The following is a 12,059-nucleotide window of genomic DNA, read 5'->3' as shown; positions in this document are numbered from 1 at the left end:
TTGGAATCTATGAAAAAGAAGCTAGCCATGCTGTCAATGACAGCGGTTTTATCCTTTCTGCTTGCCGGATGCATGTATCCGGAGGACAAGCTTTCGCAGAATCAGACACCATATCAGGATCAGGTCAATTCTGTCCAGAGTGCTGTTGATCAGTTTCAGGAAGACAATGGAGGCATCCTTCCTATAAAGACGAGGGAGGAAGATACACCTATTTACCAGAAATATCCGATAGATTTCAAGAAAATCTCGCCAAAATATATGGCCGAGCCGCCAGGGAACAGCTTTGAATCCGGAGGCATCTTCCAGTACGTAATCATGGATGCGGAAGAAGATCCAAAAGTCAAGCTCTTCGACCTCAGGATGGCTGAGGCGATCAGGGATATTAAAGTACGCATCAAGCTGCAGGGATATCCGCCATATAAAGAGAAAATCGCCGATAATGTCTATACACTCGATTATGCAGCCCTTGGCTTTAAAGAGGAACCGCTGGCAGTGAGTCCGTACACCAGCCGCGATCTCCACTTTGTTGTCTCAGGAAATGGAGACGTTTACGTAGACTATCTGCCGGATCTCTATGAGGCGCTGGAAAATAACAAAGAGCATGGATATAAGGAAGGCGATGATATACGCTCGCTCCTTGGGAAAGATTCCCTCTTTGTCCCTGCCTATTCGCTTCCTTATACAATCAATGCCAAAGGAGAACCAATCTTTTTGGCGAAATAGTCATAACCCTTCTTCTGCAAAATATATTATAGGAGAAGGGTTTTTCTTTTTTAAAAGCAATTTTCCAGCGTATAGAGAGAGTGTGCTTTTTCAAAGCGGGAGAGTAAGGGGATAAAAATAAAAAAACTGTCATAAAGAAATAGGACAACGTCATAGTTATATAATGTCCAAAAATAATTGAATGATAGGATAATATTATCCCACTAACTCAAGATTCAGGAGGGGATCACTTGGAAAAGGTAGATATTTTTAAAGATATTGCCGAAAGAACAGGCGGCGATATTTATTTCGGGGTAGTTGGTGCCGTCCGCACTGGTAAATCCACGTTTATCAAAAAGTTCATGGAGCTGGTGGTGCTTCCGAATATGAGCAATGAGGCAGACCGGGCGCGCACACAGGACGAACTCCCGCAAAGTGCGGCAGGAAAAACCATCATGACGACAGAGCCCAAATTCGTCCCTAATCAGGCAGCTGCCGTCCAGGTGGCAGAGGGGCTGGATGTCAACATCAGGCTCGTCGACTGTGTCGGCTATACAGTGCCTGGAGCCAAAGGCTATGAAGATGAAAATGGTCCAAGAATGATTACTACACCTTGGTATGAAGAACCGATCCCCTTCCATGAAGCAGCGGAGATCGGGACAAGAAAAGTCATCCAGGAGCATTCAACGATTGGTGTTGTCATCACAACAGACGGTACAATCGGGGAAATACCGCGCACGAATTATCTCGAGGCTGAGGAAAGAGTCATTGAGGAGCTGAAAGAGGTCGGCAAACCTTTCATCATGGTCGTCAACAGCGTCCAGCCTCACCACCCGAACACTGAAGCGCTGAGAGTCCAGCTGTCTGAGAAGTATGACATTCCAGTGCTGGCCATGAGCGTGGAAAGCATGAGGGAAACAGACGTATTGAGCGTAATGCGTGAAGCATTGTACGAATTCCCGGTACTCGAAGTAAATGTCAACCTGCCAAGCTGGGTGATGGTCCTGCGGGAGAATCACTGGCTCCGCGAGAGCTACCAGGAAGCTGTGAAGGAAACCGTCAAGGATATCAAACGGCTGAGAGATGTAGACCGTGTTGTCCACCTTTTCAGCGACTATGAATTCATAGACAGGGCAGGCCTCGCCGGAATAGAAATGGGCCAGGGGGTTGCAGAGATCGACCTCTTTGCCCCGGATGACCTATATGATGAGATTTTGAAAGAAATTGTGGGGGTTGAAATCCGCGGTAAGGATCATCTTCTTGAACTGATGCAGGACTTTGCCCATGCGAAAGCTGAGTATGACCAGATTTCGGATGCGCTGAAAATGGTGAAGCAGACCGGCTACGGCATAGCAGCACCGTCGCTTGCTGATATGAGCCTTGATGAGCCAGAAATCATCCGCCAGGGAGCACGCTTCGGGGTACGCCTCAAAGCGGTGGCGCCTTCCATCCATATGATCAAGGTGGATGTCGAATCCGAGTTTGCCCCGATCATAGGCACTGAGAAGCAAAGCGAGGAGCTTGTCCGCTATCTGATGCAGGATTTTGAAGACGATCCTCTATCCATCTGGAATTCTGATATATTTGGCCGCTCCCTCAGCTCCATCGTAAGAGAAGGAATTCAGGCAAAGCTTTCTCTCATGCCTGAAAACGCCAGATACAAGCTGAAGGAAACGCTGGAAAGAATCATCAATGAAGGATCCGGCGGCCTGATTGCCATCATCCTATAATGAAAATCTGAAGGGCAGCGGAAGCTGCCCTTTTTAGCGCTTCTTTTTTACGTGGTATACTGGGGACCGTTTTGGAACTTTATCAAGGGCTCTTACCGTAAAGATTGTTGCTTTTAATGATTATAAAGAATGATTTACATTTTTTGGTATCGCGTGAAGAAAGGTTTTTTGGGCTAACAGGGCAGGAGTGGTTTTAAAAAAACAGGAAGTCTTATTCTTATTTGAGTGACCAGCAAGCCTTAAAATAAGGGGAGAATTTCCGGTTAAGCTGCTGAATATGGTCTGGGTGATTGTAAATAAGCGGATAATTTCCGGTTATGTGGAGCGAAAATGCCCATTTTCTTGTTTTTTGAGTCGATAGACGGAATTTCTCCGTCTATTTGAGCTGTTTTTAGAGTTTTTTCAAACTTAGGGGGAAATTCTCCGCTTATTTTTCAGCATGTCGCTATGGCAAGCACTAGCAGCATTTGCCTCCTGAAGGTGTAATTTATCACCTCTTATAAGGAAGGCAAAATAGCAACAATCTATGAGAAAAGAGCCTTATCAATTGGCTGTGTTAAACATTGCTGTTAATCTGTACTCAGTCGTATGAAACTTAGCTTGATTCCTTAGAGCAGTGCTGAATGCCAGACTGAAAGCTTCCGTTATCAACAAGGAGCCCTAGGTAAGCCAATTGTTAAAATAGGATATATGTTTTGAAAAATAGTGATTTGGGTAACAAAAAAGGGTGTCTTATTACAAGTTTGTTTCAAATAAGAAAAGATTACCATTAATTAATGAATATTTCTTGATATGCCCAGATGATTATGATAATCTTTTAACAGAATTACCGTCGTGGCCGCGAAAACCCTTATATATTAAGGTTTTTTAGCAAAAAAGATTGAAATCTTCATGCCGTTCATTTAATATAAGGTATGCCAATCATCACGACGTATAGAATTCCGTAAATTTGTTTACAAATGATGATAAGATCCTTATCAGGGCAAGATTTTTGGGAGGAGGTGAAAGGCATGAACAAGACAGAACTAATTAACGCAGTTGCTGAAGCTGGCGAGCTTTCTAAAAAGGACGCTACTAAAGCAGTTGACGCTGTATTTGATACTATTCTTAACGCACTTAAAAATGGTGATAAAGTACAATTGATCGGTTTCGGAAACTTTGAAGTCCGCGAGCGCGCTGCACGTAAGGGCCGCAACCCGCAGACGGGTGATGAAATCGAAATCGCTGCAAGCAAAGTTCCTGCTTTTAAACCAGGTAAAGCGCTTAAAGACGCTGTTAAATAAGTACATACCGTGCTTTAAGCTTATGCTTGAGCAAAAGGCCGCGAAATTCTTCGCGGCCTTTTATTTTTGCTTGGGAATATATAAATGGTAAGTTGCAGGCCATGAGCAATTCTTGATCATCATCCAGTGCTGCACCGAGGTCACAAGCCTCACACCTTGTATTTTGCCTGTTTGGAAATGGATGTGCTAATATGTAGGGGTAAAGGCACTAGAGAGATATGGTTTAGGAGGATGAATCATGGCAAATGTCAACCGCGCCCAAATCGAAGAAGCGGTGCGTTCTATATTAGAAGCAATCGGAGAAGACCCTAACCGCGAAGGCCTGCTCGATACACCAAAGCGTGTGGCCAAGATGTATGAAGAGGTTTTTATGGGGATCGGACAGGATCCTGAAGAATACTTTGAAACTATTTTTGGAGAAGAGCATGAGGAGCTTGTTCTTGTAAAGGACATCCCATTCTACAGTATGTGTGAGCACCATCTGGTACCTTTCTTTGGGAAGGCTCATGTTGCCTATATCCCCCGGAATGGAAGGGTGACCGGGCTCAGCAAGCTTGCAAGGGCCGTCGAGGCCGTGGCAAAAAGACCGCAGCTGCAGGAGCGGATTACCTCAACTGTAGCGAATGCTATCATGAAAAAATTGGAGCCCCACGGTGTAATGGTCATCGTAGAGGCTGAGCATATGTGCATGACGATGAGAGGCGTTAAAAAGCCTGGTTCCAAAACTGTCACTTCTGCTGTAAGAGGTGTTTTGGCAGAGGATGCCAGGGCCAGGGCTGAAGTCCTTTCATTAATTAAAGATTAATCTGTCCCGGAGGCTGAAAGTACTGCTTTTAGCCTTTTATCTTGGCCGATTGCGGCTTGAAGGAGTGAAGGATATGGAAACAAGAAATAATCCGGCAGGAGACTATGTGGTAATTAAAGCAAAAGAAGACGGCGTGAATGTAATCGGGCTGACCAGAGGCTCAGACACGCGCTTTCACCATTCTGAAAAACTTGATAAAGGGGAAGTCATGATCGCTCAATTCACCGAGCATACTTCCGCAATAAAAATCAGGGGCAATGCCTCCATCATGACATGCTATGGAGAAGTGGAAAGCGAAGCGAAAAAATAGGGGCAGAGCATCCGAAATTTCCAGAGTGCTCTTTAAGCCTGGCATTTTTGCTTCTGGCGGAACATAAGTTTCAATATAATCTGCCACGGCAACCCCTTTTATGATATAATTGTCTCTGTTTCATTGTGGACAATATTAAAATGGCCCCTAATGGCGAATGCTATATGGGTAGCGCCCAGACCAGCACCGCTTTATATAAAACGAATGCACGAGCATCATAGGAAATACATAAATGACCTTCGGGGAACAAGGGTGATCAGATTGCAGGATATTAAAATAAATATGGAATATGTCCGGAAGCAGATTGAGGGAAAGGTTCTCCACCCCTACCTGCTTAAATATATTGATGAGCCGGTTATCGATCAGGATAAGCTGCTCCTTCTTGTCTCCATGCTCAATGAAGCTGAATTGACTCAGAAGCAGAAGAATGACTACTCAGTGACAGCCATGCTTATACAAGTCGCCCTTGATACCCATGAACAGGTCAGCAATACACAAATCGCCGGCGAAATGCAAAAAAACAGGCAGCTTACGGTCCTCGCCGGCATTTACTACAGCAGCTTATATTATAAGATTCTCTCGGAATCAAAGGATATTGGAATGATCCGGCTGCTGTCGGACGGCATCAAAGAAGTGAACGAGCATAAAATCTCTGTATACCAGCATGAAACGGAAAATGTCGAAGGACTGATGGAAAGCGTCAGGCTGATAGAGTCCTCACTGTTCTCAAAAATTGCAGAATGCTTTAACAAGCCGGCATGGACCGAACTGTCATCCCACCTTCTGCTGATGAAGAGACTCATGGAAGAAAGGGGACGCTATCTGGATCAGGGGACATCGTTTCTGTTTGAACGACTTAAACGCCTCGTATTCCCTAAAAAGGAACAAGAGCTTGCCGACCTGTCTGCTGAGCAGAAAAGATATCTTCTTCTGATAGCCAACCGCTATATCGATCATTCTAAAGATATGATTGACAAAGGCATGAAAGCTGTCCCTTTCCTTAATAGCCTGCTGGAGGAGCGGATCCATTCCATTCTTGACCAGCATCAACCCATGACAAAATCAATTGCAGAAGAAGGGTGACCCTTATGGAACAACAATCCAAAGCAGAGCGCGTACACGGCGTATTCGAGAAAATATACGGAAATTATGACCAGATGAATTCTGTCATCAGCTTCCAGCAGCATAAGCGATGGCGCAGGGATACCATGAAAAAGATGAATGTCCAAAAAGGGCAGAAAGCACTGGATCTATGCTGCGGGACTGCAGACTGGACCATTGCGCTTGCAGAAGCTGTCGGTACTGAAGGTGAAGTCAAAGGGCTGGATTTCAGTAAAAATATGCTGAAGATCGGCGAGGAAAAGGTGAAAAGCAGGAATTTGTCCCAGGTGGAGCTCACTCACGGCAATGCGATGGAGCTGCCGTTTGAAGACAATTCTTTTGATTATGTCACCATTGGCTTTGGCCTGAGGAATGTCCCGGATTATATGCAGGTCCTGAAGGAAATGAACCGGGTCCTTAAGCCGGGCGGGATGGCAGTATGCCTGGAAACCTCCCAGCCGACCATGTTCGGCTACAAGCAGCTCTATTATGCTTATTTCCGCTACATCATGCCGCTGTTTGGAAGGGTGTTTGCGAAAAGCTATAAAGAATATTCCTGGCTCCAGGAGTCGGCAAGAGATTTTCCAGGCATGAAGGAGCTTGCTGCGATGTTTGAGAGCGCTGGCTTCAGTAATGTATCCTTCAAGCCGTACAGCGGTGGAGTTGCTGCTGTCCATACCGGCTTGAAGTAAGTTCTGCATCTGTTTGCAGCCGGAGAAAGATGGGGCTTTCCGAGACTGGCAGGCCCCGAGAAAATAAGTACTTGTTGCTCGTCGATTTAACAGGCTTGCAAACATGATTAAAGCTGGGTGGATACAAGATGAAATTAAAGATGATGTATTCATTTTTAGATTCTGACATTAATATTATTGAACAGTCATTAGAGGAGACCGTGCAGGCAGAGTCTCCTTTATTGCGAAATGCATCCATGCATCTGCTGCAGGCAGGAGGAAAAAGAATCCGTCCTGTTTTTGTTTTGCTGTCTGCAAAATTCGGTTCCTATGATATCAGCGAGATAAAAAAAGTGGCTGTAGCACTGGAACTCATCCATATGGCTTCCCTGGTGCATGATGATGTAATTGATGATGCAGAGCTGCGCAGGGGGAAACCCACCATCAAAGCGAAATGGGACAACCGGACGGCTATGTATACAGGCGATTATATTTTTGCCAAGTCCCTCGAAGTGATGACGGAAATAGAGCGGCCGGAAGCCCATGAAATCCTGGCAAAGACCATTGTGGAGGTTTGTGTGGGGGAAATTGAGCAGATCAAGGACAAATACCGATTTGACCAGAACCTCAGGGACTACCTCTTGAGGATCAAAAGAAAGACGGCACTGCTGATTGCGGCAAGCTGCCAGCTTGGGGCAGTTGCTGCCGGAGTAGATGAAAGCATCCACAAGAAGCTGTACAAATTCGGCTACTATGTTGGGATGTCCTTTCAGATTACCGATGATATCCTTGATTTCACGGGAACGGAGAAGGAACTTGGAAAGCCTGCAGGGGGAGACCTGCTCCAGGGGAATATTACGCTGCCTGTCCTATTTGCCATGGAGGACGAAGACATTCGCCGGGAAATCGTTAAAGTGAATGAAACGATGGATAGAAAAGAAATTGAAAAAGTGATATCCCTGATTAAAAATTCCGGCGCAATTGAGCGTTCCTTTACTGTCAGCAACCAATATTTGTCCAAGGCGCTTGCAGTCCTTGATACCCTTCCGCAAAACAGGGCCAAAAAATCGCTCCGGGATATTGCTAAATTTATTGGCAAGAGAAAGTTTTAAGCGGTTGCAGAATTGTCGAAAAAATGATACTATTCTCCATGGATGTCTCTATTATAGAGCTGTTCATACATAAGATTTTAGGAGTGGAGACAATGGAGAAAACATTTTTAATGGTCAAGCCTGACGGCGTCCAGCGCAACCTTGTCGGTGAAATTGTCAGCCGTTTTGAGAAAAAAGGCTTTCAGCTTGCCGGCGGTAAATTGATGGTTATTTCAAAGGAACTGGCTGAGCAGCATTACGGAGAGCATAAAGAGCGCCCATTCTTTGGTGAACTTGTTGATTTCATTACTTCCGGACCGGTATTTGCAATGGTTTGGGAAGGGGAAAATGTTATTGCGACAGCCCGCCAGATGATGGGATCCACAAATCCTAAGGATGCTGCCCCAGGGACAATCCGCGGAGATTTTGCCGTAACGGTAGGCAAGAATATCATTCACGGCTCAGACTCTCCTGAGAGTGCAGAATGTGAAATCGGCCTTTTCTTCAACGAATCCGAGCTTGCCGGCTATTCCAAACTGATTAATGACTGGGTTAACTAATCCATTAAAGACACTTGCCTGCAAGTGTCTTTTTTTGTAACCGCATACACATTTTTTGGCGAAATATAGAAAAAAAACACTCTCCTTTCTCTTTTTTCAGCTATACTAGTTTTAAATAAGCAATAAGGGAGAACAGAAATGCCGGGGGAATATCAGGAGTTCATCAGACAGATTAAAACAAAGACAGGAATCGATCTTTCACTTTATAAAGAGGCGCAGATGAAAAGGCGCCTTATATCTCTTTATGAAAAAAAAGGGTACCATTCTTTTTCGGATTTCTACCAGGGGTTAAGCAGGAATAAAGAATTGCTGGATGAGTTCCTTGATCGCATGACCATTAATGTATCTGAGTTTTACCGGAATGCGAAACGGTGGGACATACTTGAAACTCAGCTGCTGCCTGCTATGTCTGCCAGAGGAGGCAGGCTGAAGGTATGGAGCGCAGCCTGCTCCACAGGAGAGGAGCCTTATACGATTGCCATGATTCTGGCAAAATTCTTGCCTCTCTCTCAAATCCAGGTGCTTGCTACAGATATTGACGAAAAAGTGCTGGCAAGAGCGCAGGCAGGCATTTACCAGGAGAGATCTCTGAATGAGATGCCTCTTGAGATGAAAAAGAAGTACTTTACACAAGAAGGAAGCCTTTACAAAATATCAGACGAGATAAAAAAGACTGTTGTCTTTAAAAAACAGAATCTGCTGTCTGATCCTTTCGGAGGTCCGTATGATTTAATCGTATGTCGGAATGTCCTTATTTATTTTACAGAAGAAGCAAAGGATGGGCTTTACCACAAGTTCAGCGGAGCCTTGAAGCCCGGAGGGCTGTTCTTTGTAGGCAGTACAGAGCAGATCTTCAATCCCGGCCTGTATGGGCTGGCAACGGAGGACACGTTTTTTTACAGGAAAAAATAGAGGGAAGTAAAAACTGTGAAGAGGTCTTCATGGTTTTTTTCTATTATAAGAAGGATTGCTTATTGCACTTGTTTTTGTAGTGCCGCTGAAGGCATGCTAAAATGGCATCATCGGCAAACAGGAGGGGAACTTGCCGGGAGAGGCTGAATGAGTTTTTTTCGCCAGCTGTCTGAAAAATTCTTAATTTTTGCTATGCTAATGATAGTGTGTGTGATATATTGGTACATAATCCTTTAATGAGTTGAAGGGGGAAAGAGTTTTGAGATACTTAACAGCAGGTGAATCACACGGTCCTCAGCTGACCGTTATTATTGAAGGGCTGCCGGCAGGAATGCCGCTGCTCGAAGAAGATATTAATGCCGAACTGGCCAGAAGGCAGAAAGGCCATGGCCGCGGAAGGCGGATGCAGATTGAAAAGGATACCGTGCAAATTGCCGGCGGAATCCGCCATGGCTACACTTTAGGTTCACCGGTCGCACTTGAAGTAGAGAATAACGACTGGAAGCACTGGACAAAAGTTATGGGCCAGGAGCCGGTTTCTCCTGAAGAAGAAAGCGAAATAAAGAGGAAAATCTCACGGCCGCGCCCAGGGCATGCAGATTTGAACGGTGCCATCAAGTACGGGCACCGCGACATGCGCAATGTATTGGAGCGTTCATCTGCCAGGGAAACGACAGTCAGGGTGGCAGCCGGAGCTGCAGCTAAGAAGCTGCTCAGTCTGCTGGGAATTGAAGTCGCCTCACATGTAGTTGAAATCGGCGGGATCCAATCTGCCGCTGCTTCGTATGAAAGCCTGGCCGAAGTAAAGGAAAGGACGGAAAACTCTCCGGTCCGCTGCCTTGATCCGGAAGCAGAGCCAAGGATGATGCAGGCCATTGACGATGCAAAGGCCAATGGCGATTCAATCGGCGGGATTGTCGAAGTAATTGTTGAAGGTATGCCTGCAGGCGTTGGATCATATGTCCATTATGACAGGAAGCTGGATGCAAAGCTGGCTGCTGCCATTGTTAGCATCAATGCATTCAAAGGAGTCGAATTCGGACTGGGGTTTGAGGCTGCTCGCAAGCCTGGAAGCGAGGTCCATGACGAGATTGCCTGGAATAGTGAAGATGGCTATACCAGGAAAACTAATCGCCTTGGAGGATTTGAAGGCGGTATGACTACAGGGATGCCGATTGTAGTAAGAGGTGTTATGAAGCCGATTCCTACCCTGTATAAGCCGCTGCAGAGTGTAGACATCGAAACGAAAGAGCCATTCACTGCAAGCATTGAGCGGTCTGACAGCTGCGCTGTCCCTGCTGCTGCCGTTGTTGCAGAAAATGTCGTTGCCTGGGAACTGGCCTCCGCTATATGCGGCCAGTTTTATGCAGACAGAATGGATGCTCTGATTGATAGTGTAAATGCACAGCGGAAATATGCGAGGGAATTTTAATGGAGACCATCACCATTAAAACCCCTTCAAAAGAATATCCGGTCCTGATCGGCGCCGGTGCTGTGAGAGAACTGGGCGGCTTGCTTAGAGAGAAGCTTCCCGGCCTGACCAGCCTGCTGATTATAACGGATGAGACAGTAGCATCCCTGCATCTTGACAGGGTGAAAGAAGCCCTTGCTGAATTTAATCCTTCTATACATATTGTTCCAAGCGGGGAAAAAGCAAAAACGTTTGACGTTTATTATGCAGCTTTGACTTTTGCTCTTGAAAAGAAACTTGATAGGAAATCGGCTGTCATCGCCCTGGGGGGAGGAGCAGTGGGAGATCTCGCCGGCTTTGCTGCCGCTACCTTCATGAGGGGCATCCCGTTCATCCAGGTTCCGACAACCATACTTGCGCATGACAGCGCAGTGGGAGGCAAGGTAGGCATCAACCATCCTGAAGGCAAAAATATGATTGGTGCATTCCATCAGCCTGAAGCTGTTGTTTATGACCTGGATTTTTTAAAGTCGCTGCCCGATAGGGAGATAAGGTCAGGGTTTGGTGAAGCAGTCAAGCACGCACTCATTAAGGACCATTCTTTTTACTGCTGGCTGCTGGATAATGTCCACTCGCTTAAGGACATGAAAGATGAGGAATGGCTGTTCATTCTTTCGAAAGGCATACAGGTTAAAAATGCTTTTGTTTCCGAGGATGAAAAGGAAGCAGGGGTCAGGGCCTTCTTGAATTTTGGCCACACACTCGGACATGCGATTGAAGCGGAATCCGGTTATGGAAAAATGACACACGGCGAAGCGGTGGTCATCGGGATGCTGTATGCCCTGGAACTAAGCATCGAAAAATGCGGACTCGATTTCGATACCGGGCAATTCCGGGACTGGCTGATGGGCCTGGGCTATTCCATTTCATTGCCGGAGGGCCTTCATCCTGCAGAACTTCTGTCCAGGATGAAGAAGGATAAAAAGGCAATCGGGCAAGCAGTGAACTTTGTTCTTCTTGATAGTATCGGCCATCCGGTTCTCTCAGAAATCCCTGACGGGGAGCTTAAGGAAGCGCTGGAGATGTTTGCCATAAAGGGGGCTGAAAAATGATCAGAGGTGTCAGGGGAGCAATTACAGTGCAATCGAACACAGAAAAAGAGATTGCAGCAGCAGCAGAACTCCTGTTAAAGAAAATGATAGATGAAAACAGCATAGCCCCGGAAGAGGTTGCTTCTGTATTCATCTCCGCGACTGATGATATTGACCAGGGTTTCCCTGCCAAAGCCATGCGGACGCTTGATGGCTGGAAGCATGTACCTGTAATGTGCATGCGTGAAATGTCGGTACAGGACGCTCTGCCGCTTTGCATCCGGGTTATGATCCATTTAAATACAGAAAAGAGCCAGCAGGAGATCAGCCATGTTTATCTTGGGGGAGCGGTTGTCCTCAGGCCTGATTTGGAAAAGAAATGATTCTGCCTC

General features: G+C 46.0%; 13 protein-coding genes. All 13 read left to right on the top strand.

The window, feature by feature from the left end:
- The first annotated feature begins 9 nt into the window (after positions 1-9).
- The 13 genes from N288_RS15835 (at position 10) to aroH (ending at position 12,050) form a co-directional block, all read left to right on the top strand.
- Entirely contained in the window at positions 10-723 is a 714-nt protein-coding gene (locus N288_RS15835; RefSeq protein ID WP_009794838.1) for a hypothetical protein, read from the top strand.
- A 230-nt stretch (positions 724-953) separates the two neighbouring features.
- Positions 954-2,432, top strand: coding sequence for a stage IV sporulation protein A (gene spoIVA, locus N288_RS15830; RefSeq protein ID WP_009794839.1), 1,479 nt, complete (start codon positions 954-956; stop codon positions 2,430-2,432).
- Positions 2,433-3,442: 1,010 nt separating this feature from the next.
- Positions 3,443-3,715, top strand: a complete 273-nt coding sequence (locus N288_RS15825; protein WP_009794840.1) for an HU family DNA-binding protein — start codon at positions 3,443-3,445, stop codon at positions 3,713-3,715.
- A gap of 238 nt (positions 3,716-3,953) precedes the next feature.
- A complete protein-coding gene (gene folE / locus N288_RS15820) occupies positions 3,954-4,520 on the top strand; it encodes a GTP cyclohydrolase I FolE (protein WP_009794841.1) in 567 nt (188 codons plus the stop codon).
- 73 nt (positions 4,521-4,593) lie between these two features.
- Positions 4,594-4,830 (top strand): trp RNA-binding attenuation protein MtrB, encoded by a 237-nt coding sequence (gene mtrB, locus N288_RS15815; protein ID WP_022544139.1) that lies wholly within the window; start codon positions 4,594-4,596, stop codon positions 4,828-4,830.
- A gap of 252 nt (positions 4,831-5,082) precedes the next feature.
- Complete coding sequence (locus N288_RS15810) at positions 5,083-5,913, top strand: heptaprenyl diphosphate synthase component 1 (protein ID WP_035403033.1); 831 nt, start codon at positions 5,083-5,085, stop codon at positions 5,911-5,913.
- Positions 5,914-5,918: 5 nt separating this feature from the next.
- Positions 5,919-6,623 (top strand): demethylmenaquinone methyltransferase, encoded by a 705-nt coding sequence (locus N288_RS15805; protein ID WP_009794844.1) that lies wholly within the window; start codon positions 5,919-5,921, stop codon positions 6,621-6,623.
- Between the two features lie 128 nt (positions 6,624-6,751).
- Positions 6,752-7,714, top strand: coding sequence for a heptaprenyl diphosphate synthase component II (hepT, locus tag N288_RS15800; protein ID WP_009794845.1), 963 nt, complete (start codon positions 6,752-6,754; stop codon positions 7,712-7,714).
- A 92-nt stretch (positions 7,715-7,806) separates the two neighbouring features.
- Complete coding sequence (gene ndk / locus N288_RS15795; protein WP_009794846.1) at positions 7,807-8,253, top strand: nucleoside-diphosphate kinase; 447 nt, start codon at positions 7,807-7,809, stop codon at positions 8,251-8,253.
- 138 nt (positions 8,254-8,391) lie between these two features.
- Positions 8,392-9,165: a CheR family methyltransferase gene (locus N288_RS15790; protein ID WP_009794847.1), complete on the top strand. Its 774-nt coding sequence runs from the start codon at positions 8,392-8,394 to the stop codon at positions 9,163-9,165.
- Positions 9,166-9,424: 259 nt separating this feature from the next.
- A complete protein-coding gene (gene aroC, locus N288_RS15785) occupies positions 9,425-10,597 on the top strand; it encodes a chorismate synthase (protein ID WP_009794848.1) in 1,173 nt (390 codons plus the stop codon).
- Positions 10,597-11,688, top strand: a complete 1,092-nt coding sequence (gene aroB, locus N288_RS15780; protein WP_009794849.1) for a 3-dehydroquinate synthase — start codon at positions 10,597-10,599, stop codon at positions 11,686-11,688. The genes aroC and aroB overlap by 1 nt, the downstream gene beginning before the upstream one ends.
- Entirely contained in the window at positions 11,685-12,050 is a 366-nt protein-coding gene (gene aroH, locus N288_RS15775; protein ID WP_009794850.1) for a chorismate mutase, read from the top strand. The genes aroB and aroH overlap by 4 nt, the downstream gene beginning before the upstream one ends.
- Positions 12,051-12,059 lie beyond the last annotated feature (9 nt).

The sequence above is a fragment of the Bacillus infantis NRRL B-14911 genome (assembly GCF_000473245.1).
GTDB classification, from domain to species: Bacteria; Bacillota; Bacilli; order Bacillales; family Cytobacillaceae; genus Bacillus_AB; species Bacillus_AB infantis.
The sequence above is the reverse complement of the archived record's forward strand: the minus strand, read 5'-3'. Positions and strand labels throughout refer to the sequence as shown.

What these genes read in the sequence shown, in the direction of transcription:
- N288_RS15835 (WP_009794838.1), top strand. Translation starts at nt 10, where the DNA reads ATGAAAAAGAAGCTAGCCATGCTGTCAATGACAGCGGTTTTATCCTTT.
- N288_RS15825 (WP_009794840.1), top strand. Translation starts at nt 3,443, where the DNA reads ATGAACAAGACAGAACTAATTAACGCAGTTGCTGAAGCTGGCGAGCTT.
- folE (WP_009794841.1), top strand. Translation starts at nt 3,954, where the DNA reads ATGGCAAATGTCAACCGCGCCCAAATCGAAGAAGCGGTGCGTTCTATA.
- mtrB (WP_022544139.1), top strand. Translation starts at nt 4,594, where the DNA reads ATGGAAACAAGAAATAATCCGGCAGGAGACTATGTGGTAATTAAAGCA.
- N288_RS15805 (WP_009794844.1), top strand. Translation starts at nt 5,919, where the DNA reads ATGGAACAACAATCCAAAGCAGAGCGCGTACACGGCGTATTCGAGAAA.
- hepT (WP_009794845.1), top strand. Translation starts at nt 6,752, where the DNA reads ATGAAATTAAAGATGATGTATTCATTTTTAGATTCTGACATTAATATT.
- ndk (WP_009794846.1), top strand. Translation starts at nt 7,807, where the DNA reads ATGGAGAAAACATTTTTAATGGTCAAGCCTGACGGCGTCCAGCGCAAC.
- N288_RS15790 (WP_009794847.1), top strand. Translation starts at nt 8,392, where the DNA reads ATGCCGGGGGAATATCAGGAGTTCATCAGACAGATTAAAACAAAGACA.
- aroB (WP_009794849.1), top strand. Translation starts at nt 10,597, where the DNA reads ATGGAGACCATCACCATTAAAACCCCTTCAAAAGAATATCCGGTCCTG.
- aroH (WP_009794850.1), top strand. Translation starts at nt 11,685, where the DNA reads ATGATCAGAGGTGTCAGGGGAGCAATTACAGTGCAATCGAACACAGAA.